Origin of the sequence: Bradyrhizobium sp. G127 (assembly GCF_021502575.1) — a bacterium.
Classification (GTDB): domain Bacteria; phylum Pseudomonadota; class Alphaproteobacteria; order Rhizobiales; family Xanthobacteraceae; genus Afipia.
Window position 1 is genome coordinate 1506757 of the sequence record NZ_JAKFGN010000002.1, and the last position, 22343, is coordinate 1529099.

The window sequence follows — 22343 nt, forward strand, 5'->3', positions numbered from 1 at the left end:
GATCTCGCCAAATTCTTCGAAGACTCGGCAAGTGAGCCGCTCACATTCCTCCAGGCTTCTTCGGGTACAGCCTCGATACAATTGGACGGACCTTTGATGTCCACCGATACGTCGCGCATTATATCCGTCTCACCACGTGGGCGCATCGATGCGATGTGCCTGCTCTAAGGGTGATTTAGCAATCGTTTCATCCCGCACCATCGCGAGAAGCAATTCCTGCATATGACGCCCTCTCAGAAACCTTGGAGCAACTCGCTCCGGGTTGCCTGCAAATAATATGAGAGAGAGAAATGGTAGAAAACCAACATCGCCTGATTCTGATGTTCAGGAAATCTGATCAGCAGGCGCGCATTGTAAATGCGCACCGATCCTCTGCGTTGATTGATTGATTTTCTGAGATGTTCCCATATGGATAACCTCGCAAGCAAAACTCTTACAGCTTTTGCTCCCCCAGCAACGTGGTCAGATATTTTTTCACCTTATTATGTATGTGCTTGGATGATTGCTTGAACTTTGAGGACTTTCGACAACTTGCACGTCAGCGGCTGCCCCGGAACGACCTTCAACCATATAGATGGCGGCCGATGATGAGATCAGTCAGCGCCGCAACACGCAGAACTTCGAAGAGTGCGATTTCATTCCAATGTCTTGCAAGGCGTCAGCGAAGTAGGCATATCCGTGACGGTAATGGGCCAGAAGTTAGCGTTGCCCTTCTACTGCTCACCTACAGCGCGTAGGAGTTTTCCACGACGGCGAGCGGCGGTTGCGGCAGCTGCAATGCATCGCATGCCTATAAAGAATAAAGATTCCATAACTGCTCATTCCGCGAATCTCGCTCGCGCAGAAATGAAAAGGCAGCTAAAAGTACAGGAAGTCCTGTCCTTCGGTCTGTATTGCTCACTAGAAGCACCTCCATGACCAGAAACGATCCGATACGGAAACCGACAACCCTCGCTGAGGCAATCTATATTGTCGAGCAAAGCTACGGTCTTTCAGAGCGTGCGCAAATCGTGGTGCATGTTCGGCGAATGAATTTGAATACCGGCAAGCACTTTCATCTGGTTGTATTGGAATATAGGTCGCTTCACGACGAGAGCGCTTTTATTCCCCTGCAATCAGGCAATATGTTTCGTGCAATTGAGAATTTGACCGGCCAGCGCCGCGAGTATGCTGCTGATTTGTTAGACGGAGGTATGGTGTCAGATGATGCGGTTGTCACGCTGCAAGATGGCACCACGTTACGCGCGGTGGAGATTGTACCCGCTCGACTTCCATATGAATTCACCCCCTTAGATGAGAAAGTCATCCATGCCGCCATTTCAGTGGCCAAGATTGAAGGCGCCGTCTATCGATCCTTCCGTCACGGATTGCCTGAGGAGGATGCCAAGCGGATTATTGATGTTGGGGGCAAGTCTGTTGAATTCGGCAAGTTCGTGAGCGGATTAAAGTTCATCGACTTCGGTAAACTGGCTCAGATTGAGATACAGCCCCTCTTACTCCTGAATATCAAAGGAGAATTTGAGATGCTGTTTCCGGATGAAAAATCTCCGTCTGAACAGAAGATTTCGGACACGCTAGCATTGTCGGGATTTTGGAAGCCAAAACGCAGACCGAAATCTTGACTTCAATGCACACCGCTTTTCAGCCACATTTCAACTTGGATGAGCTTAGTGACGCGGCGCAAATGATGTGAATATTGGTGGCTTCGTTCGTTTTGAATGGAGCTCACTGTGACCCACGACCGCATCGTCATGACGCTTGTACGCTCATTGCGAGCGCCCAAACGCAAGACAAGAACGCACTCCAAGAAGCAAATTCGGCAGATCGTAAACCTAGTCCTTTGTTACGGTTGGACCTACCCGATCCTGATCGACGAAGACGGCGTTATCATTTGCGGCTATGGCCGCTATCTCGCCGCGCTCGAGCTCGGTCTGAAGGAAGTACCGACAATAATCATGTCGGGCCTAAGCGACACCAAGAAGCGCCTCCTCTCCATAGCGGACAACAAGATTTCGGTGAACGCGGGATGGGATTATCCAATTCTTGCGGCGGAGCTTGGCGAGCTCGCGGTGCTGCTTCCCGAATGTCAGCTCAATATCGAACTATCCGGCTTTGAGGCTGCCGAGATCGACAGCCTGATGAGCGATCACCTCGATTCGGAACGTGAGCCTGCAGATGTCGTACCAGAGGTAGAAGCCAAGGCCGTCAGTCAAATTGGCGACTTATGGACGCTGTCAAAACATCGGCTGCTGTGTGGAGATTCGAGAGAACCCGGGGATGTCAAAAGGCTGATGGGCACCGCCCGCGCCTTCATGGTATTTTCCGATCCGCCTTACAATGTTCGAGTTAGCTCGGTTCAAGGGCGCGGCAAGATCAAGCACCGTGAGTTTTCTTTCGCATCCGGTGAGATGTCCCGAGCCGAGTTCAAGGAATTCCTTGTCAGCTGGATGCGCTTAGCGGCTCGCTATTTAGAAGACGGTTCAATCGTCTTCTGCTGCATGGATTGGCGGCACCTTCGTGAGTGCCTTACGGCCGGCGAAGATGCCTTCACTGAGCTCAAGAATATCATCGCTTGGGTCAAAACCAATGCCGGGCAAGGCAGTTTCTACCGCTCCCAGCATGAGCTGATCCTTGTATTCAAGAACGGCACCGGACGCCACCAGAACAATATCGAACTCGGCAAATTTGGCCGCTCCCGATCAAACGTCTGGGAGTACGCTGGCGTCAATACGTTCCGCAAAGACAGGCTTGCCGAATTGACGGTACATCCGACCGTCAAGCCCGTCGCCCTGGTTGCCGACGCAATGCGGGACTGTTCGCGTCGTGGCGACATCGTGCTCGATCCTTTCATGGGATCCGGCACGACCATTCTAGCCGCGGAAAAGGTCGGTCGGCGCGGCTACGGCATTGAAATCGACCCGCTCTACGTCGATGTGGCCATCCGACGCTGGCAGGAGTTCACCAAACGTGACGCGATTCTGCTGGCCACCGGCCAGACCTTCGACGAGGTGGCCGCCGAGCGGTCCGCCTCCCCTGCTCTCAAGCGCGTAAGGATTTGATGATGGCATCGATACCGAAAGTCAAACGGGTCATCCGGAAACGTGTGCGGCTGGAGTCGAGCGATGACGACGTCGGCTACGGAAAACCGCCTCGCTCCCGTCGATTCAAGCCTGGTCAAAGCGGCAATCCGAAAGGCCGCCCGAAGGGAGCCAAAAACCGTGACACTATCCTGCGCGAATTGCTCAACAGCAAAATCACAATGCGACGGGATGGCAAGGCTCGCAAGATCACAGTCATGGAGGGCATCTTCCATAAGGTGGTGGAGGACTCTTTAAAGGGCAATATCAAGAGCGCAACCTTCCTGTTAAATCAGTTGGCCGCGATTACTTCCGACGGAGGTAACGAGTCCGAGATAAGTCGCGACGACAAGGCAGTGCTCGACGCCTACCTACGCAATTTCCAATCCTCGCTAGGTAGAGAGGAGAAAGCGCGATGAAGGATCAAGACCTTCTAGATTCCATCCTGCGCAGCGACTTTGAGAGCTTCCTCCACCGTTGCTTTCTGATGCTCAATCCGGGTGCTCAGTACATCCCGAACTGGCACATCAAGGCGATTGCTCACCAGCTCCAGCTTATTCGAGACGGCAAGGTCAATCGTCTGATCATCAACATGCCACCGCGATACTTAAAGTCGCTCACGGTGTCGGTGATACTCCCGGCTTTCCTGCTCGGACATGATCCACGGATGAAGATTTTTGGCGTTAGCTACAGCAACGATCTTTCGGCCAAGCACGCGGCAGATTTTCGGGCAATCGTAAAATCTGATTGGTACCGCAAAGCTTTTCCGAGCATGCGTGTCGATCGGATCGCCGATTCTGACGTTTTCACCACGAGGCGGGGTTTTCGTCGCTCGACTTCCGTTTCGGCCACACTGACGGGTCTTGGCGGCGACATGATCATTCTTGATGACCCGCAGAAGCCGGTCGACGCGCAGTCAGATACATTGCGGAATTCCCTCAATCAGTGGTTCACAAACACTCTGCTGTCGCGGCTCGACAACAAGGCGACCGGCATCATTATTCTGGTGATGCAACGAGTTCACCTTCATGACCTGACGGGCTTCCTAGTCGATAATTCCAAGGACTGGACCGTACTGAGCTTACCCGCGATCGCCGAGGCCGATGAGACGATTCCGATCGGCGATGACAAGTTTCATAAGCGCCGGGTCGGCGAAGCGCTCCATCCGCGCTACGAGACCCTCGCCACACTGGAAAAACTCCGCACCGAAATGGGCTCTGCCATTTTTAGCGCCCAGTATCAGCAGTCGCCCGTCCCTGACGGCGGCGCGATGATCCACCGCGAGTGGATCCGATACTATGACCAACCGCCGGAGCGCACCTATCGAACCAAAGTCATTCAAAGCTGGGACACTGCAGCAAAAGTCGGCAGCCAGAATGACTGGTCGGTCTGCACCACGTGGCTTTTGGTTGATAAGCACTTTTATCTGTTGGACGTGACGCGAGGGCGATACGAGTATCCTCAATTGCGCGCCACGGCGATCGCGCTCGCGCAACGATACGATCCACACAAAATACTGGTCGAGGATGCATCAACCGGGATCGCTCTGGCTCAGGAACTTAAACAAAGTGGTATCTACAGCGTGAGACCTGTCCCCATCGAGCGGGATAAACAGGGCCGTCTGTTCGTGCATCAAGCCAAGTTCGAAGCAGGGCTGGTGCTGTTTCCCCGGAAGGCGCCATTCCTTGCGCAGCTCGAAGCCGAGCTTCTTACTTTCCCGCAGGGCAAACACGATGATCAGGTCGATAGCCTCAGCCAGGCGCTCGCATACAAGGGCGGCTACGATACGACCCTTTCGTGGGTCGGATGACAGCGCAGCAAGATGGTCCAGTTGCGTCTCACCTGTCAGATTTCGACCTTTTGAAGTTTCGGCGACGATTGCGCACAGCCGGCGTCGAAGAAACAGCTCTTAGCTAGCAGCGCGCGCAAAGATATAACGCCACTATCGTAATCAAAGCTTCCGGATTGATGAGAACCGCATCGTAAAGACGGGGCTCTTCATTGAGCCTGCCAAGGTTACGCTTTGCTCTGCCACGCAATCCACGTTCGAGGGAAAGAACGCTCCCGAGAACCGTACTGTGTCCCCACGCTTCATAGCGGCGAGGGATTTAAAGAACTGCGTGTCGGGATCAATCAGGGTCTTATCAGAATAGTCCGACAGAGCGTTATTCCATGTTGAAACCTGCAGGCCCTGCTCAATTTCGAGCGTAATCACACCTTTGCCATCGCCATTGGTGGAAAGATAGGCCACCTTTCCGATCCATCCCGATGCGCTCTGGCCGTTCAATGCGCTGCAGATCGCCTGCTGTCGGATATTGCGGAATCCGCCTGCGGCTAGTTCATTCGGGGCAGACGTGAATTGGGATCGCGCCTGCTTGATGGCCGCCATAAACCGAACTTGATCTGACGGAAGAGGTACGCTCGGGGCTGGTGGAGCAGTACTGCGGCCGCCGCCAACCAAGGCTCCGACAACGATGAATCCAAGCGCGCAGCCCAAGGCTGCCTTGATCGCAATATTCATGGGACCTCTCTCAACCAGTGTTAATGTGCCCTCCCGCCGCGTAATGAACCGCTCAGCGTGGGCAGACAGCACATCGCTTCCCAGCGGGCGGAAGTCCACGACGCTTTCGACTGCCCGTGCACTATCGCCAACCTCAGTTAATATAATCCTATTTTGGGATAATCCGTTTTCGGGATCAAATTGCTTGCCGCCGATTCACGGCTCTGGCGGCACATGCAGAAGACCCTCACATCCGCAGATTACGCGCGCCTCATCAGTTTTCTGGTCGCGGCCCGGGACAAGGCCGACATGAGCCAGCAGGCGCTTGCCGATGCGCTTGATGTGGAACAATCCTTTATTGCCAAGTATGAGGCTGGCCAGCGCCGGCTCGACGTGATCGAGTTTATTGCCATTGCAAAGGCGCTTGGTGCAGATCCGCTAAAGCTTTTGCGGGACTTTCTCGCCGGAAAAGTGCCTCCCCCGGCCAAGAAACGGCGCTGAACGGCTGAATATTCCCCGCATGATCATCTTGTGATCCAAACCGGGCGAACTTCGCCACAAGATTGCTCGCACTTCCGCTCGACTTCCCCGCCATACGGAGCGTCACTGTGCGCACCCATAGCAAGGAGTTGAGCATGGACCGCAGTTATATTGATCCCGCCATCAAGAGCATTCTCACAGAAGTTCACCAACGCACGATCGAAGCTTCTCGCGTCGCCAAGGCGGCCGACGTTTGCGCTCAGGCCGGTAGCGTCGATGAGGCGATCTCGGTGTCGATGGATCTCGATCGGATTTTCTATGACGCAGGCCGCTTGCACGAGGCGGCCTGCCTGCTCAAGCGACTGTCAGGCGACTAGTCTTTCTTCAGCCTGAAGGCTCCCCTGCCCGTCAGCAATGGCGGGCTCGCGGCCGTGGCAGCTCAGGATGCTGTCCTACACGCAGGAGAAGCCGAAATGCCTACCGATCATCGAAAGCCTCGCAAGACGACGCGTAAATCCTCACCGGCACCAAAGCGATCAACGAAACCGGCCTTGAAGGCTCAGCCGCCGGTTGTATTGAACAAGCCAATAGCTCAGAAGACGCCCAATGAGGCCATGTCCAAACGGGACAAGGTGCTCAATCTGCTGCGCGCTCCGTCCGGGAGTACCATCGCGGCAATCATGAAGGCCACCGACTGGCAGCAACATTCGGTGCGCGGCTTCTTTGCCGGAGTCGTCCGCAAGAAACTGAAGCTCAATCTGACCTCCGACAAGGTTGGTGGCGAGCGCCGCTACCGGATTGGAAAACCTGCGGGCTCGAAGTGATGCTCACCCGTTCTCTATCGAGCGGGCGACCAATCGATCCGGGGGTGGAAGCCGAGCTAAAACAGCTCGGCTTCATGCCTATCGCCAACTTGCGGATCAGATATCGGGAGCTATTCCGATCCGAACCTCCCCGGGCATTTGGGCCAGACCTGCTGCGGCGAAGTATCTCCCAGCAGATTCAAGAGAAGACCTACGGCGGCCTTTCGCGCGAAGCGAAGAAGCTACTTGGCCAACTCACACGATCCATGGCTTCCGGGAAGACAGGTCGCCTAGAGGTGCCGCAGCGGATCAAGCCCGGCTCGGAACTGGTGCGGATTTGGAACGAACAGACGCACAGGGTCACAGTGTTAGCCAAGGGCTTCGCCTACCAAGGCGAGGTCTTCACCAGCCTCTCGGAGATCGCCAATCGGATCACCGGCACGCGTTGGAATGGCCCGAAGTTCTTTGGACTGCGGACGAGAAGCAAAGAAGCAAGCAAGACGGTCGAGGCAAAAAAGGGCAGAAAGGGAGCCTGCCGTGGCCGCAAGTAATATGAAACCGGTTCGCTGCGCCATCTATACCCGCAAATCCACCGAACACGGCCTTGAGCTTGAGTTTAATTCGCTCGATGCTCAACGGGAAGCATGTGAGGCCTATATCAAGAGTCAGGCCTCACAGGGATGGCGTGTTCTACCTCAGCCTTATGATGATCCGGCGTTCTCCGGCGGCAATCTCGATCGCCCTGCCCTGAAGCAGCTTCTGGCAGACATCGAGGCCGGTCTGATCGACGTCATTGTCGTCTACAAGATTGACCGCCTGACCCGATCGCTCGCTGACTTCGCCAAGCTGGTCGAGACTTTCGATCGGAAGTCAATCTCGTTCGTCGCTGTGACCCAACAGTTCAACACCACCTCGTCTATGGGACGGCTGACATTGAATGTGCTGCTGTCCTTTGCCCAGTTCGAGCGAGAACTGGCGTCCGAGCGTGTCCGGGACAAAGTCGCCGCCTCCCGCCGCAAAGGCAAATGGACCGGCGGGACTGTTCCCCTCGGCTACGAGGCCAAAGACAAGAAACTCGTCATAAATCTGAAGGAAGCCGAAACCGTCCGTACCATCTTCAGGCAATATATCGCTCTGAAATCCTTCGGCCGCCTAGTCCAGAATCTCGACCAGCGCGGCATCGTCACCAAACGGCGCTACACCAAGGCGCCGAAATATCGCGGCGGCATCCCCTTCACCTATGGTCCCCTCGCCCATCTTCTGAAGAACCGCGTCTACCTCGGCGAGGTGCATCATGACGGCAAATGGTATCCGGCCGAGCACAAGCCCATTCTCGATCACAAGACCTTCGATCAGGTGCAGACGCTGCTCGCCGAGAATCGCGTCACCACGCAAACCCGTCGATCAACTAGCGGGGCCCTTCTCGCCGGCAAGATTCTCGATGATCGAGGCAACCGAATGAGCCCGAGCTTTGCGGTGAAGAACGGCATTCGCTATCGGTTCTATATTTCACGTGCACTTATGCGCGGCAGAAAAACTCAAGCCGGCTCCGTTGCCCGGATTCCAGCACAGGCCATCGAGAACCTGGTCATCACGGCGATCCGGGAGCACCTCGCACTCGACGTGCAGACTCCCGATGATCAGCTCAGACATCTTGTCGTGGATTCCGTTGCTGACGTCGTCGTGCATCCCAAGAAGATCACGATCCGCCTGCAATCAGACAATGCACAAACCATCGAGATTCCGTGGCAAGCCTCAGTGAAGAACGGTCCCGCACTGGCGCCATCCTCGAACTATGCCGATCAGCCAGATCCAAAGCTTTTGCAGGCAATTGTTCGTGCGCATGCCTGGCTGCGGGATCTAAAGTTGGGCAAATTCGACAGCGTCGAGGCGATAGCCACGTCGGTCAAACTCCATCCGAAAGTCGTTCGGCAGGAGCTGCGCTATGCGTTTCTGGCGCCTTCCATTACCCAGGCCATTCTGACGGGTGATCAACCGCCAACCATCACGCTGGCCCGGATTCCAAAGACGCTGCCTTTGGCCTGGTCTGGGCAATGCCGCACCTTGGGGTTTTGATCGGATTCGCACACCCGATGTTATGAAATATTGAAGGTCCATTTCATACCAAAAGCAGACATTCATCAATACGTTGTCATCGCTCCGTCCGCTGTTAGAGGCGGCTCTAATCATCTTAGGCTGTAGTGTCTCCGCCCCACGGGCACTACGTGTCGTCCTCCTCTGGCTCCCCACGCCACGAGCTCGTGTCGACTTTCGCCTCGGTTTGATTTGAAAGGAGCTGAATGGGCTCGGCTATGGTGGCCGCCGTCGTGCAGACAAAGGGGAAGTTCTCCTCGATCATTGCGGCGTCCGACCCCGATCCGTAATGCAACGTGACATCAACGTTACCGGTGATCTCATAGCGGATGATATCGCCATCTATGCTCAGAACGCGCATTTCATCGTAGAGGACACCCCCAGTCTCATAATGTCCGGCGACCAGATCAAGGCTGTCAATTGTTTCGTCTATGAAAGCCTTGACTGCTTCATCATAGAGATGCCCCTCGATCCGGCTTATAACCTCTCTGTGGACGTCTTCGGTCACCTCAAAGATCTCGAGCAGCGCGCTGATGGTTTCATTTGCGAGATTTTCGAGTTCGGCTGGATCACTAATAACTGTATCAGGCTTTAGATGAGTACGCTTGTTCAACTCGTTAAATGCAGGGCCAATCTCGGCGTGGAATTCCTTCGGATCGAGCTTTAGTCCGCCCTTTAAAAATTGGTCCGTCAAGCCACCGCGGCTTGCAAAGCAGGCACGTTGGCGGCGAGTTGGGCCTTCCAGCTGCGGGTGCTGCTCGTACCAAGCGCATGATTCGATTGCATCGTCATCCGGAGCCAGTTGCTTCAGCATGTGATCGCTGAGATCGCGCATGCTTACCGAGAAATGCTGAGCCCTTGTCGCAACGTTTTCCTGGTCCAGCGCAGCGATCGCTCCGCGTAGCAAATCTCGCGAAAAATCATCCTGGAGCCGGCCTTCGAGCCGCTTTACCAAGTCATCATTCGGCATTTACAGTCCGCATTACCAAGGCCATATTTCGAGCCACTGCTGTGTATTTGATGCCAATATTCGCTTGTTAGTTGGCCTCAGACTAATCATGAGACAGCTTCAACGGTGGCAATGGGCTTCGGATCGATTTTTTCCTGTTCAAGAAATCGAGCATCATCGCCTCCCAAGAAAATAGCCAGGGATTGCCACGGGTGGCCTGGTAGCAGATCGATTTTCCGCGACGCCTTGCCGGGGGTTCCGTGCAGACGCGCCAAAGCGGGATTCATGAGATGGGGCAGAACCGGAATTGATACAAGGGACGTTAGATGTAGCGCGATACGCAGGCCGCCTTCGTCGATGTCTCCCCAATGATGGATACGCGAGATTCCGGGCCACCGTGAAATCGCTACCAACGCCGCTGCGACTGCCCTCGACGGGAAACCACCGGTGTAGACGACCACGTCGTCGACCTGCAGCGCTTCCCGCACATGCCGATTGAAGCTCGCGAGGTTTTCGATCGTGAGGATCGATCGGATCGCACCCGCTGGTTCGATCGCTGGTGCCTGTTCAGGAGGAAGCCCCACATAAACCAAGCCCGCGAAATCCACACCCGCGAGACGAACCGGACCGGCCATTAAGACGGGCTGCGAAAACTTCTCCAAGCCCAGGCTAGCCATGGCTTCATTGTCAGACAGATCGGCATCGAGTTTTCCAATCTGCTTCAGGAAATTGATGATCCGCGATGCGCACCGTTCCAGAAGCTTGGTATTGCCTGTGGTTTGCCCGGAATACGTTCGAAGATCGCGTCGGTCCATCGGATCTCGCGCAAGAACGGCATCCAGAGCTGTGATGAATTCTACCGCCTGATCCGCCTGCTCAAAACTAATCGAGAACGGCCGCTCTCCCCGCAGCCATCCGTCGATAATACTGTCTCGCGCTCGTATTGCGTCGGTGTGCTTTGGTGCCACAGACGCCCACAGTCGGGATACCGCTGCTCTTGCACGCTCGACCGCCGGAATCCTGCCAAGAAACTCGTAAAGGAGGGCGGCATCTCTCAATCGGATACGTTCGGTCAGATGCTGCGCCTCACCGCGGCCCTTGACCACGCTGATGGCGCCTTGGCGTTCTGCATCCGCAAGAAGCCGGTCGAATGCCGCACGCTCCGCTGCAGAAGGGAAGTCGGCAGGCGCGCGTTCAGCCGGTTGGCGTGTCCTGTCTGGGACACGTTCTACCCGATCGAGAAGAATGCCCAAAATGTCGCGTGCCTTACCTGCGCTCACGTTATTCCGCTGCCTTTTGCGTCGCTTGCTCGCTCTCTGTCCTGAACCATTCCACGCCGCGATGCTCCGGATTGGCTGCCTGCATCTCGGCCTGAGCTCTCGGACCAATTCGCTCGGCATCCACGGCAACGCGATCCGTGCCACTCATGCGCGTCACCGAGATGATACAGTCCACTGATTCAAGGAACGTCGCGCGATGAATCTCGGGTGCCGCGATGACCAGTTGGAGCCCGAGATCACGGTAAAGCGTGATAAGATTCTGCGTGTTACCGATATCCAACTTGTTAAAGGCTTCATCGAAGGCGACCAAACCCATGCCTTCTGTACTGCCATCGCGTCCCCCTTTGGGGAAGTAAACGGACACCATACTGGCGGCAATGGCCACATAATAAGGCGCCTGACGCTGCCCTCCCGATAAAAGCCCAACCAACTTCGAGAACGCTTGCTGTTCACCCGCTTGATTCTCCAGGAACAGCTCGAACTCGAAGTAGTTCCTGTAGTCTTCCAAGCGGCGCGTATCCTGATCGCGCGTAACGATCTCCTCTACTTGCGCCATCGCGCGCTTCATCTCGTCGTCGGCTGTGCTTGCCTTATCCGCCAACGCCGCAAATGATGCATCCTGGCTTCCGATAATGCGCTTCACGAGATCGTAGAGCGGTTTGAAGTCCGCGGATATGTATCTTTTGAACGAGTACTTTTGACCTACAAACGAATATGCGGCGAGCCTCTTGTTCAGAATATCGAGCTGCGTCTTTATCTTCTCAAACCGATCGGACATTTTGGCGAGCAGGTCTTCCTTAAGCGCTGCCTCAAATTCATGACGCGCCTGAATGACTTTCTCGCGGTGGGGCCGGAGTTCATGTTCTTCGAGCCGCACCTCCCGCGCAGCGCACCAGAAGCAATGCTCAGCATGGCCGGCATCCTCCGGAAGGGGACTTGGACCTTGAATATACTGCCGAACGTATTCACCAAATTCGCGTAGGGCACGCGTACCGTTGTCGCGCGCAAGCCGCGCATATTCCTCAGCGGCTTGCCTTGCTTGATCGCGGCGCTCTGCGAGAAATCGCACCTCCTCGCCGCGCTTCTGAAACACCTGCATACCCAGTGTCGTCCGAGCCTCGTCGATCGTAAAGGCTCCTGCCTCTGCGAAAGCGATCAGTTTCGTCATGCGATCGGTGGCTTGTTCTCGCTCAATTGCTTCAGCAGCCAGCGACATCTTCGCGACGGCGTCCTGACGCTCCGTGATCCGCTCGACGGCCCGAATTGAACGCGTACTGCTTGTCCGCTCTTTTTCACGCAACTCTTTTATTTCTTTTTCGTATTCCGCTGTCTCTCTTTCGATGCGTTCTATCTCCAGCCGAAGGGCTTGGCTCTTGGGATCTTCGACCTGTTCCCGATCCTTCAGGAGCGCTGTTCGCCGCGCTTCGGCCCGCTTGACGTTTTCCGCTGCTTCTCGCAACTGCGATACAACGTCATCCTTACGTTCCAGTCCCGCGAGGTACGTAACCGCGCTGTCGAGCATCTTCAGTTCCCGATCCTTCTCAGTGATCTGGTTTCGAAGGAGGGTCCGCTTTGCTTGCGCGGATGCCAGCGCCGCAGTTTGCGCCGTCTTTCCAAGAATAGGACTGAAATCGCTAAATACCCGCAGTGAAAGCGCGGCAGTCGTCTTGCCGTTGCGCGTGATGGCGTGATCGTAATCCTGCAATTCCTGTTCAGTATCAGCGCGGACATAGCGCCCGACCTGGGTATCGACAAAGGCGCGCGCATCAACGTTATCGGTCCGCAACACGTTCGCAATCGATCGCTGTGGCAGGGCGCGATTCGAACCCCGCCGGGTCTTGCGCGTATTGACAATCCGGCAACCGTGCAAGCTTGAACGATGCCGCCAAAGATAGTCAAACGCGCTTTCAAGCTGCAACTCCGGCACAATCAGCGCTTCTCGGTTCGGTCCAAGAAGCATCTCCAGGGCGAGAGCCCACGATTCGTCAGCGATCTCCACAACATCTGGAAGAGCGCTGCTTTGAATATCGTTTAGCGCGAGAGCACTCATAAATTCCCGCACGTGGGGCGAAAGCACGCTTCCGCGTCCGTCGTTCGTGCCGCGAAGCGACTGCTCCAGATTATCTAGCTGCTGACGGTCCTCGGCAATTTCCGCGATTCGGATATCGCGCTGCTGCGCGAGCGAGGCACGCACCCCCAAGATTGCCAACGCGCGCCGCGCCGTGTCCGCCAACAATTCGCTTTCAGCTACAAGCCGCTCCGTGGCATGTTCGCTGGCGGCGCGGACAAGCTCCGCCGCTGCCTGTATGGCCCCATGATGCACAATTGGTACGAATTGACGTATCGCGGAAAATTGAGAGATGTGCCGAAACTCATTCATGCCGCTGTCGAATGATGCAATGGCGCGTGCCTTATCGTCGTTGGCAACCCGTTCCTCGACCTCAATGGCTCGAATCTTCGATGCACCTTCGCCTCCCGCAAGCATCGTCCGTTTGCGAATGATCTGGTCGTGATTCTCCGCGACCACGCCGGTGCGACTGGCAATCAAGCGATTAAACGATGCATTCTCTTCATCGGCGCGATCCTTTTCCTTCTCTAGTTCCCTGATCTCAAATTCCAGCCGCTTGCACTCCGAGGCGCTAGCGATATATTCCTCCGTTTGCGCTTGAAGCGTTTGCCTCGCCCATGTCGCGAAGCGACTTCGAATAAGGCGTATTGCCCTGATTTCCATTTCGAGTTCTTCAGCGCGATTTTCCATCGACCGCCATGTTTCAATAGACGAGCGGATGCGCTCGACATTGAGGGGATCCGCTTCAAGCACGAAGCGCCTCACAAAGTCCGTAGGGTCGCGGATTTCTCTGGCTAGGACGGCGTTATTGAAGCTGCGCAGAAAGAGGCGCGCATCCGGTGATGAGCGCGGCCGCATAGCGGCCAGGTACTCGGCGACGAACTGCGTCGATCGAGCGTGCAGCGTAAGCGCTTTGCCCCAGTTTTTCTTCAGCCGCTCGATGATTTCGTCATGGGAAACTACGAACTCGTCGCCGTCTTCATCGCGCTCGATAAAATCTTCAAACGAGAATGCGTAGCCCCGCGCAATGAACAGCGCCCGCGACGACTCCGTTCGCTCGCTATGATCCGCATGTAGAAGCAGGCCGATGGTCAACGGCTCGTCCGTAACCGTATCGCGAAACGTAAGAGCGAGAACCGTCTCGCACCGCTCACGCTTGGGTGCCCCACGATCGAAATCACTCACTTGGCCAAGGCAATAGCTCAGCACCGTGCGGTCGCTTTTCTCGCCGGCAGAAGGATTAAGGTCGATGAAGTTCCCGTTATTACCTGTAATGACCACCTGAAGGCCGTCGAGGATCGCGCTCTTGCCCGCTCCTGTCGGTCCAATGACGGCGATCATGCCGCCCACATCAAGGTCAAGAACCTCGAAAACATACCAATTGTGGAACGAAAGGCGCGTGAGCTCATACATCAGAAGATGCCTCGTCTGGATCGAGACGTTGCCGTTCCGGTGACGATCCGGCCCTGTCCGGCGCGACAGCTGAGTCACGCTCGCGCGCACTCCAAGCAAGGAATTCTTCAGGCGCTCCCAGCTCCACCCACTTCACAACAGAGGCGGTAAAGACATCATCGACAAGAATGCCTATGCCGGGGAGGACCGTAACCGGGGTAAGTCGCTCGACACGATCCGCATCATGCAACAGAACAGCTCCTCGCCGCCGCAACGACTTCAGGATTTCTTCTAGCCGGGACTCAATCGGTGGATCTGCCTTTCCAAGCGTCCGGATTCGGTCGAATATCTCGTCGGTGTTGGTCTCAACCCGACCGACTTCATCCATAATGCCCGCTCGCAAGCCTTCGTCATAGGCAACACGCAGCGCAAGCAGGACAAGAGTCTCGTCTTTCTTGAGACGCGAGAATTGCCAGCCGTACCGGTTCTGGCCCCGGACCAGCGCGATCATTCCGGTCGGCGGCTCAATGACAATGCTCACCCCCATCGCACCGAAGTACCGCTCGAAAAATGTGCTGTGACGGCGAATGAGGTCGTAGATTTCTCGCCGAAGCAGGCTTGTGTCCGGATAAATGATCTGATGGGCAAGGAGCGCTTGAATCGCGGTCTCGATATCGACCTTCTCGACGGGCGGGGTGCCTCGCCGACCTTCGAGAAGGTCGCGAAGTTCGTCAAGCTCCAGCATGCGACGCTACCTTTCCCACGCGACGAACGACGAAGTCGGGACACGAGATCCACTCATTCTCGAATTGTGTGGGCTTGATTTCGATAGCGTAGTGCCGCGCTAGAGCGCCGTCGCCGATCTGCTGCAAAGTACGAAGCCGCTCGAAAATGAAGAAATCATCTAGCGACGAAAGAGGCATGTCGGCCGCTTGCAACTCTCGCAGTTCGCCGAAAGCGGTGTCGAGATAGGCGGTCATTTTTGCAGCTGTGATTGCTGTGCGGCCCCGGTAGGTATCAAGCGCCGCGCGATAGGCAAGAAATGCTGGATCCGGTGCTTCACGCCGAATTTTTCGAGGTTTTATGACTTCCCGCCCACGTTTGTGCTGATAGAGGTCTTCTCTGCCGATCACTGCTTGTTCCGGAAGAAGGTTATGCGGGATGGATAGCTCAAGCGAGGAGGAACCAGCCAGATCGCCGAGCTTGGCTAACGCCTCGATCACACGTTCGGTCTTCGTCTCCGCGATGCGGTCCATGAATCGTAGGGTATTAGAAATTCGTCGTTCAAGCCGCTGGTTCGTTGCCTCGATAATTTCGAGATAGTCTCCGATCCGCTCAAATACCGATATCACGTTGCGCAATTCTTGAGTAACTAGCGCATACGCATCTTCAACACTCTCGCCGCGCCCCTCCTTGACGTATGCCTCGGAGAGGACAGTCATCCTTATTTCGTTGGCAAGAATGCCTTCCGCTGTGTCGATAATCTTACGTCTGAACCGGAAAGGATTGGTTGAGCTCTTCAGCCGCTTAAAATCTGAGATCAGGAAATGCTCGACGAAATCGTCGAAGAACTTTCTGAATAGGGTCCGCATATCGGTCTGGCCGACCAGCTCTTCTTCAATTTGCCGTATTGCGCTTGAGATCGAGCGCAAGTGATGCATAAAAGACTTAGCTGACCGCTGCGCGTTACGGACGGCCTCCGACCTGTTCTCGGGATCTTTATCGGCTCCTTCGAGCTGCAACAGAACTTGCAAGACTTCCCCGCCATAGGAGCGCGTTCGTCCTGCTTTGATTTCCAGTAGGATTGTTAGAATGAGGCGTCCGTTAGCATTCATATCGACAACGCGGCGGTAGCGATCCCGAAATTCGGTTAGCCACCCCGTGTCAAGGAGCCGCCGGTACGCAACGATGGCTTTGGCATCTGCGGTCTCCGCTGCCGGCGCATGCGGCACCTCATCGTTGAGTTGAACGTTACGGCCCTGACGGTCGATAAATTCCCTAATCGCCTGGGTCATTTCCTGTCGCGAAACGACGCCCGGAATATCTCCGAAAACATCTTGGTCGATGTGCTCCAAAAGATCGGCGTAGAACCAACGTGCCTCGCCAGAAAAAATGCGAAAGATATCCGGCGGTAGCCCGCCAAATATTCGAGAGCGCGCTTCGTGGGCTTCTTCCTCGGTCATGAAACGCCCCTGATCAAGCAAGTCGGCGGGCAGACGCGAAAGGATTGTTCCCGCAACCTATGAGAGCAGGTGTGAACAAAAACAACAAATACAGCAAGGTCGGCGCGCTCCGAATCGCCAAATGACCCGACCGATTAGGCCGCCACAGCGTCCTTTTGGTAGGGCAGATACCGCGGGATTACCTGCGTATCATCTTCTATACCCCGACGGATCTCCAATGTGAGGAGCTTGTCTGTCTCGAAGGCTGGGCTCAACTCGAGCGCCAGGTAGTCAAACAGAGGCTTCTCGTGGACGGCGACAATGATCTTACGATGCTGATTGCGCGATATCGTTCGCAACAGCGCCGCGAATTGGGCGATGTGCAACTCGTCCATACTTTGCACAGGATCGTCGAGCACCAGCCACGGCAACCGTGAGGTTGCGACAGAGAAATGAAGGGCAAGGAAGAGCGTTAGCGCTGCCGTGTTGAGATTTCCGGAACTCAACATTGAACCCGGCGTGCCGGCGGGCATTCCTTTGCGATGAAGAGTTTCCAGAGTCGCGCTGATTTCGGCCGAATCCACCGGAATTCGAAACGCTGGAATAAAGGGCTCAGTTGGAGCAAGGCGCACAAACAAATCGCGCCACAACGTGTTCAGGGAGTTGTTGAACACGTTGCGCACGGCATCCGTTCTTGCCCTACGAGCGATATCGGAAAGTTCCTTTGCACGCTTACGGTCGGCGTCTGCAACAGTGAATGCGTCATCCAGCTTTTCGATGTCGCCATCGAGCCGAGCAATATCGCCAGCGACAGTGTCCCGCTGAGAGCGCAGCCTAAGGATGAGCGCGCATCGAGTTATTGCCGTTTCGAGTCCTCGCTGGACTCGCTGAAGACCTTCCACACGCGCTGTGATCGCCTGTCGAAGTTCCGTCAGGAATTGCCCGAGCTGATCCGACTGACCTATCGGCTTGCCGCCAAAGGCTTCGCTGATGCGTGATGCACTGCCGCGTAGTTCGTTAGAAAGCCGATCGTTCTCCCGGAAGCGACCAAGCTCGCGCGATGCCACAGCTTCGTCGGAGAGAAATTTCGCACCCACCGCCACTGTATCGGAAATTCGCACGAGCGCTACTTGACACTCCGTTAGCGAAACAATCCAGCGTTTGGTCTGTAGCTTGGTGTCATCCGAAAGGATGGCAGAGCGCAGACGGTCAAGCCGCCGAGTTGTCGTGGTGATCCGTGTGGTAGCCGAAGTCTGCTCGTTGGACAGTTGACCAAGGCGCGCCGCATCAGCCGTTATCTGGGCAATATGCTGCTGCACGTGAGCAGATAATGGTTCTTTCGAGACTTCGTCGAAGTCGCGACCGCACACCGGACATTCGTTATCATGTATGTGCGGGAGAATGCCCGCCAGCGCCGCTGCAATCTGGCCGGACGTTTTGGAAATTTCGGCAATCTGCGACGAAATGATCTTGAGCCGGGCCTCGTCCTGTGCCTGGGCCTCTGCCGCCTGCTTCTGCAACGCGAGGTTCTCGTCATCCGTCGACAACAGACCCTTCAACCTAGCTAGCTCTTCTTCGAGGCGTTGGCGAGCAGACGCATAGGCGACATCCGGATTGGTCGATGACCAAGAAGGAAGATCGGGGAATGTTTCACGGAGCGCAACGGAAATTGCTTCTAGCTCAACGCCGGTTGTCTCACGCCAATTGCCAGCACTTACTGCCGCCTTACCCGCGCGATCCTCAACCTCTGCACGCTGAACCAAACCGGCGCTCTGGATACTCGACCACGCTCTCTCGACAGACTGAAGTTCGTTCAGCCGACCGCGCTCGTCCAGCAGTCGATGGCTTGCGTCTTGTTGCCGTAACTCATCGCGCAACACTTCGATTGATTGCAGGTCGGCCTTGCGGCCCGGCAGCGCTACGTCGAGTTCATCTTGTAGACTCGTGAGCTCACTTGCGAGCTGTTGCGAAACATCCGAACGCTCTCGCAGCAGGCGCGAACGCTCAGCTTCCTTCGATTTTTTCAGGTCTTCCGCGTCCTTGTACGCCGGCGCGAGCTTTCGCACATTACGAACGTCACCAACAGGTTGAAGCCCGTCAATAACCGCATCGAGCTGGTCCAGCCTCAGAAGGTCTTTCACGAAATGCGTTAGGGCCGACTCCTTGTTGGGATCAGCGTCCTGATAGATTTTTAGCAGGCGGCTCAAGGTGGATTGGGCAAGCATGCAACGATTGCTAAAGAACTGCGCATCGTTACCATCGAGGAACGCGGTCCCACTGACCACGCCTCCCTCAACCGTTATCGCGCCTTGCTTCAGCGGAACATTGTTTTTGCCCGCCAGCGACACAGAAGCCTTCTTCTGACCTTGGTGGACCAGGAAGCGCTCGAAGATCTCATCATCCCGCTTCATCGCAGGAATTTCTCTGGTCAGCGCTAGCTCCAGCGCAGACAATACGCTGGTCTTACCGGCGCCGTTAGTGCCGTGGATCAGAACGATGGGAGCGTCAAGCGGGACGGACACCGTGCCGCGAATGCTGCGGAAATTCTGGATGACCAGACCTTCAATTGGATCAAGAACGGTCATATCAAGTCCCCGCTGCTATCCGACATCGCCGACATCGTCGCGGTGAGAGGTGTTTCAAGACGCTGGCGCAAGGCATCCTGAACGGCACGCGCCCCTCGCGGAGCAGTGCCTAATATGAGCACTCCTAGTTCGTCTGTTTGATTGCGCAGGTTGACCAGGGGGTCCGCTGCAACCGCCGACGTGTCCGGCACTTGCAGCGGCAAAAGGACCGCCAACCAATCACGAAGGAGATTGTCGTCCGATGGTCCCGTTGGCGTGCCAACTGGCAGAACTCGACAGACTTTGGAGATGGACTCCAGCGTCTGGTCGCCGGGGGTTGGACCAGTGATGATCGCAGTCACTGGTCGACGCGATTGTACCGCATCAAGCGCTCGACCCAACCCTCCAATCTTCTGACGTGCCCGCTCCTCTTTCTCGGTCACCGTGTCGATGATGACGATGAGGTCAGGTGACCTATCTGTGCCAACCAGCATCGCCGCAAACTCAAAAGGGATACTGCCGACCTTGAACGGCCTCGGTAGGCACTTGAATCCAGCGTTAACCAGAATGTCTACAATAAGGGCTACTGACGGGCTCAAAGTCATAGTCCAGCTTGCTCCCTGAACAGCTGCACAGCATCGTCCGCGTTTGCTGCCGACTGGAGGATCGATCGCACCGCAACATCCGTTGCCGCGTCCGGATCAAGAACTCTTCCGGGGGCCGATGACGGGTTCCGCTTCATACGCGGAGCCGCTGCCGTGCAGATAACGACAACAGTATCAGGGTCCTCTTCATCAATCGTTCCGTTAAGCACGAGACTGGCCGCTGCGTCACTTGTGGCGACGACGAACACTTTGCGCTTTGCGCCCGCATTGTCGATTTCAACAGCGCCGGCGTCCCCAACAGACATCGTCCACTTGTCGTTGATGATCTGGCCGAGGATTCCCGCAGCGTTTGCTAGCTCCGGCAAACCTGTCGTCCCAAGGTTGGGATCTCCCGCGATTTGAGACACAGGCAGCACACCCAACCCGGCGAAAGTGCCATTGCCAGCGTAAGCCGTTCCCCTGAACGAACTGAGCAGCTGGGAGCCTCGCTGGACGATGGCCTTCACGAAGGCCAGGCGGTCAGCATCGCCGCCCTTGGCGATACGATCACGCAGGGCCAACACACCCTTTGCGATCGCCTCACGGTCCGCTGCGCCAAATCCCGGCGCAGTCGCGCGGTCAGAATACGCAGTGAGCTTTTTGGTCAGCATGCTCAGCACAAGCGCCGTCAACAGCGGCTTCGAGTATGCAGGCAGTTTCGCCGACTCTTCTATTTCGACCTGATGCTCGGCATACTGAGCACCATAGACGTATTGAAGCAATTGCTCCTGATCGATCCCCAGTTCCTGCTGCGCAAACACGTAGGCAGGTGGGTGTGTTGGAAAGGCATGCGGCTTAAGGCTGTTGCCCTTGGCGAACACCGCCTTGATGTTGAAGTCCTGGATTGAGAGACCAACGACGAGCGATGGATTCTTGCTCGCTAGTCCCTCGAGTTCCCGACGCATCATTTTGTAGTTGTCATCGGTGGTCCATCCCAAGATTTGAGGCCCGCGACCGACAAGATATGGGCGGTAAGCCGCTGTATTCTCTTTCGCGCGGACAGCACATCCGTGGAACTTGATGAGACGCGTCCGCGACGCACCGGCTGTGAAGTCCTCTGCCGTCACGCAGACAGACATCATTCCTGCGGTACCAGCCGATAGCTGCCCAATCGCCTTCTCGACAAGGCCATCCCAGTTGGCTGTTGCGACATTTGCCAACAACCCTTCCAGCGCGAGAACTGCGACACACACGTGTTCGCAGTCAGGTTCGGTCGCGGCGTTGGCGTATGTGCCTGGAACATCGACAACCTCCCAGAGCAGGTAGTCGACGTCTTTGCCAGCAACGACAATGGCGAGCAGATCAGAATATCTTCTGATGAGCCTACCCACCACATCGTCGATCGTCGCCCAGGTTTCAGGAGATGTTGCGAAATCGATGTTCGCCTTCTCTGCCGCGCTCAAGCCCGCCAGTCCGATCGCCTTATCGAACGCGATAGTGAACGCGCCCGCGCCACCTTCCGCAGCTCGCTTGTCCCACAGGTGCTTTAGAATCCTGTGACAAATCTTGCCAAGGTCATCGACCTTTTCCTTCGAGATCGCCGACCCTAGCCAGAAAACATATTTGCCGTTGGCAATGCCGTCGGCAGTCTCCTTGAACGGACCATCAAGCAGTTCAAGAACCGTCGAAATCGATATGTTCGCGGCAGTAACGCCTGCGGGCAGTGCGACCAAAATACCTAACCCCCGAAGGATTTACCCATCATCGCCAAGACTTACAGAATTGCAAGGAGGTCGCGCTCGTTAGCACGACCGACGGCTTTACCTGCACGATCGATGGGGGACGCTCGCGAAAGCCGCCTTTGGGGGATGGTCGCGCTGCACTGAATGTCGGAAAAGGGTCAAAAGCAGACATCTCGCGTATCGATAAGCGAGGCGCAATTGAGACGGAAATTCTGGCCAGCACTCAGTGCTATCGAACCCGTCTCTGGCCTAGATTCTCTGAAAACGGGAATATTTTGATAGACGGCCGGAGAATACTAGTCGATTACAGGCGCGCTGGCGGAAAAACGGTCTCTGTAGAGAATGACCTCGCGTGAAAAGCCCGCCATTGGCGGCGCTTTCTCGCAACTAAGAGAGAAATTCTCCAAGTCACGCACTGGATGGCTGTCGTGGGAGGATTCGAACTGCCACATTCCCAGTTGCAAAATGCCCTTTGATTTCTCAAGAGAATTTTACATTTTTTCGCGAGTTTCGGATCCAGAGACCTTTACACACAGCGGATGCTGAACCGGAAGTCTGCACCTCGCTGAAAAAAGCTGGAAGGCGAGCTCACGCGCCCGCCCCCTCTGATTTTTTGCCTGCCACCCGGTTATTTGGTGCTTCGTACTT

General features: G+C 55.8%; 19 protein-coding genes and 1 pseudogene. 11 read left to right on the forward strand and 9 right to left on the reverse strand.

Annotated features, from left to right (window positions below):
* Positions 1 to 488 precede the first annotated feature (488 nt).
* The 5 genes and pseudogenes from LVY71_RS19260 to terL form a co-directional block, all read left to right on the forward strand.
* Positions 489 to 783 (forward strand): annotated as a pseudogene (locus LVY71_RS19260) (alpha-hydroxy-acid oxidizing protein); the annotation flags it as partial.
* 131 nt (positions 784 to 914) lie between these two features.
* Entirely contained in the window at positions 915 to 1622 is a 708-nt protein-coding gene (locus tag LVY71_RS19265) for a hypothetical protein (protein ID WP_082512524.1), read from the forward strand.
* Between the two features lie 108 nt (positions 1623 to 1730).
* Positions 1731 to 3059: a site-specific DNA-methyltransferase gene (locus tag LVY71_RS19270; protein WP_082512607.1), complete on the forward strand. Its 1329-nt coding sequence runs from the start codon at positions 1731 to 1733 to the stop codon at positions 3057 to 3059.
* A gap of 2 nt (positions 3060 to 3061) precedes the next feature.
* A complete protein-coding gene (locus tag LVY71_RS19275; protein WP_235101436.1) occupies positions 3062 to 3496 on the forward strand; it encodes a DUF5681 domain-containing protein in 435 nt (144 codons plus the stop codon).
* Complete coding sequence (terL, locus tag LVY71_RS19280) at positions 3493 to 4887, forward strand: phage terminase large subunit (RefSeq protein ID WP_235101437.1); 1395 nt, start codon at positions 3493 to 3495, stop codon at positions 4885 to 4887. Before LVY71_RS19275 ends, terL begins: the two co-directional genes overlap by 4 nt.
* A 141-nt stretch (positions 4888 to 5028) precedes the next feature.
* Here the strand turns inward: terL and LVY71_RS19285 are convergent, their stop codons facing one another.
* Positions 5029 to 5598 (reverse strand): hypothetical protein, encoded by a 570-nt coding sequence (locus LVY71_RS19285; RefSeq protein ID WP_235101438.1) that lies wholly within the window; start codon positions 5596 to 5598, stop codon positions 5029 to 5031.
* Between the two features lie 213 nt (positions 5599 to 5811).
* Between LVY71_RS19285 and LVY71_RS19290 the strand changes: the two genes are divergently transcribed.
* The 5 genes from LVY71_RS19290 (at position 5812) to LVY71_RS19310 (ending at position 8936) form a co-directional block, all read left to right on the forward strand.
* A complete protein-coding gene (locus LVY71_RS19290) occupies positions 5812 to 6078 on the forward strand; it encodes a helix-turn-helix domain-containing protein (RefSeq protein ID WP_235101439.1) in 267 nt (88 codons plus the stop codon).
* Positions 6079 to 6212: 134 nt separating this feature from the next.
* Positions 6213 to 6434 carry a hypothetical protein gene (locus LVY71_RS19295; RefSeq protein ID WP_235101440.1) on the forward strand — a complete coding sequence of 74 codons (222 nt, stop codon included), beginning with the start codon at positions 6213 to 6215 and terminating at the stop codon, positions 6432 to 6434.
* 237 nt (positions 6435 to 6671) lie between these two features.
* On the forward strand, positions 6672 to 6881 hold the full coding sequence (locus tag LVY71_RS22985) for a DUF3489 domain-containing protein (RefSeq protein WP_349629909.1): 210 nt from the start codon (positions 6672 to 6674) through the stop codon (positions 6879 to 6881).
* Positions 6881 to 7411: a DUF2924 domain-containing protein gene (locus tag LVY71_RS19305; protein WP_235101441.1), complete on the forward strand. Its 531-nt coding sequence runs from the start codon at positions 6881 to 6883 to the stop codon at positions 7409 to 7411. Before LVY71_RS22985 ends, LVY71_RS19305 begins: the two co-directional genes overlap by 1 nt.
* Complete coding sequence (locus LVY71_RS19310; protein WP_235101557.1) at positions 7398 to 8936, forward strand: recombinase family protein; 1539 nt, start codon at positions 7398 to 7400, stop codon at positions 8934 to 8936. The genes LVY71_RS19305 and LVY71_RS19310 overlap by 14 nt, the downstream gene beginning before the upstream one ends.
* Before the next feature lie 145 nt (positions 8937 to 9081).
* On the opposite strand, the gene LVY71_RS19315 is transcribed toward LVY71_RS19310, so the two are convergent.
* Complete coding sequence (locus LVY71_RS19315; RefSeq protein WP_235101442.1) at positions 9082 to 9924, reverse strand: pPIWI-associating nuclease domain-containing protein; 843 nt, start codon at positions 9922 to 9924, stop codon at positions 9082 to 9084.
* A gap of 86 nt (positions 9925 to 10010) precedes the next feature.
* Positions 10011 to 10718, reverse strand: a complete 708-nt coding sequence (locus LVY71_RS23085) for a Wadjet anti-phage system protein JetD domain-containing protein (protein WP_502797606.1) — start codon at positions 10716 to 10718, stop codon at positions 10011 to 10013.
* Between the two features lie 335 nt (positions 10719 to 11053).
* Here LVY71_RS23085 and LVY71_RS23090 point away from each other — a divergent pair, with 335 nt between their 5' ends.
* Complete coding sequence (locus LVY71_RS23090) at positions 11054 to 11278, forward strand: Sjogren's syndrome/scleroderma autoantigen 1 family protein (protein WP_502797596.1); 225 nt, start codon at positions 11054 to 11056, stop codon at positions 11276 to 11278.
* Here the strand turns inward: LVY71_RS23090 and LVY71_RS19325 are convergent.
* The 6 genes from LVY71_RS19325 to LVY71_RS19350 form a co-directional block, all read right to left on the reverse strand.
* Positions 11185 to 14664 carry an SbcC/MukB-like Walker B domain-containing protein gene (locus LVY71_RS19325; RefSeq protein ID WP_235101444.1) on the reverse strand — a complete coding sequence of 1160 codons (3480 nt, stop codon included), beginning with the start codon at positions 14662 to 14664 and terminating at the stop codon, positions 11185 to 11187. The two genes, LVY71_RS23090 and LVY71_RS19325, sit on opposite strands and share 94 nt — an antisense overlap.
* Positions 14657 to 15388, reverse strand: coding sequence for a DUF4194 domain-containing protein (locus LVY71_RS19330; protein WP_235101445.1), 732 nt, complete (start codon positions 15386 to 15388; stop codon positions 14657 to 14659). Before LVY71_RS19330 ends, LVY71_RS19325 begins: the two co-directional genes overlap by 8 nt.
* Positions 15375 to 16826 (reverse strand): Wadjet anti-phage system protein JetA family protein, encoded by a 1452-nt coding sequence (locus tag LVY71_RS19335; protein WP_235101446.1) that lies wholly within the window; start codon positions 16824 to 16826, stop codon positions 15375 to 15377. Before LVY71_RS19335 ends, LVY71_RS19330 begins: the two co-directional genes overlap by 14 nt.
* A gap of 134 nt (positions 16827 to 16960) precedes the next feature.
* Positions 16961 to 19390: an AAA family ATPase gene (locus LVY71_RS19340; RefSeq protein ID WP_235101447.1), complete on the reverse strand. Its 2430-nt coding sequence runs from the start codon at positions 19388 to 19390 to the stop codon at positions 16961 to 16963.
* Complete coding sequence (locus LVY71_RS19345; RefSeq protein WP_235101448.1) at positions 19387 to 19974, reverse strand: hypothetical protein; 588 nt, start codon at positions 19972 to 19974, stop codon at positions 19387 to 19389. The genes LVY71_RS19340 and LVY71_RS19345 overlap by 4 nt, the downstream gene beginning before the upstream one ends.
* Entirely contained in the window at positions 19971 to 21686 is a 1716-nt protein-coding gene (locus tag LVY71_RS19350; protein ID WP_235101449.1) for an SIR2 family protein, read from the reverse strand. Before LVY71_RS19350 ends, LVY71_RS19345 begins: the two co-directional genes overlap by 4 nt.
* Positions 21687 to 22343 lie beyond the last annotated feature (657 nt).

Coding starts and splice junctions, on each gene's coding strand:
- LVY71_RS23085 (WP_502797606.1), bottom strand. CDS start 10,718: ATGGACCGACGCGATCTTCGAACGTATTCCGGGCAAACCACAGGCAAT.
- LVY71_RS19295 (WP_235101440.1), top strand. CDS start 6,213: ATGGACCGCAGTTATATTGATCCCGCCATCAAGAGCATTCTCACAGAA.
- LVY71_RS23090 (WP_502797596.1), top strand. CDS start 11,054: ATGCCGCACGCTCCGCTGCAGAAGGGAAGTCGGCAGGCGCGCGTTCAG.
- LVY71_RS19315 (WP_235101442.1), bottom strand. CDS start 9,924: ATGCCGAATGATGACTTGGTAAAGCGGCTCGAAGGCCGGCTCCAGGAT.
- LVY71_RS19325 (WP_235101444.1), bottom strand. CDS start 14,664: ATGTATGAGCTCACGCGCCTTTCGTTCCACAATTGGTATGTTTTCGAG.
- LVY71_RS19340 (WP_235101447.1), bottom strand. CDS start 19,390: ATGACCGTTCTTGATCCAATTGAAGGTCTGGTCATCCAGAATTTCCGC.
- LVY71_RS19330 (WP_235101445.1), bottom strand. CDS start 15,388: ATGCTGGAGCTTGACGAACTTCGCGACCTTCTCGAAGGTCGGCGAGGC.
- LVY71_RS19285 (WP_235101438.1), bottom strand. CDS start 5,598: ATGAATATTGCGATCAAGGCAGCCTTGGGCTGCGCGCTTGGATTCATC.
- LVY71_RS19335 (WP_235101446.1), bottom strand. CDS start 16,826: ATGACCGAGGAAGAAGCCCACGAAGCGCGCTCTCGAATATTTGGCGGG.
- LVY71_RS19275 (WP_235101436.1), top strand. CDS start 3,062: ATGGCATCGATACCGAAAGTCAAACGGGTCATCCGGAAACGTGTGCGG.
- LVY71_RS22985 (WP_349629909.1), top strand. CDS start 6,672: ATGTCCAAACGGGACAAGGTGCTCAATCTGCTGCGCGCTCCGTCCGGG.
- LVY71_RS19265 (WP_082512524.1), top strand. CDS start 915: ATGACCAGAAACGATCCGATACGGAAACCGACAACCCTCGCTGAGGCA.
- LVY71_RS19345 (WP_235101448.1), bottom strand. CDS start 19,974: ATGACTTTGAGCCCGTCAGTAGCCCTTATTGTAGACATTCTGGTTAAC.
- LVY71_RS19305 (WP_235101441.1), top strand. CDS start 6,881: ATGCTCACCCGTTCTCTATCGAGCGGGCGACCAATCGATCCGGGGGTG.
- LVY71_RS19290 (WP_235101439.1), top strand. CDS start 5,812: ATGCAGAAGACCCTCACATCCGCAGATTACGCGCGCCTCATCAGTTTT.
- terL (WP_235101437.1), top strand. CDS start 3,493: ATGAAGGATCAAGACCTTCTAGATTCCATCCTGCGCAGCGACTTTGAG.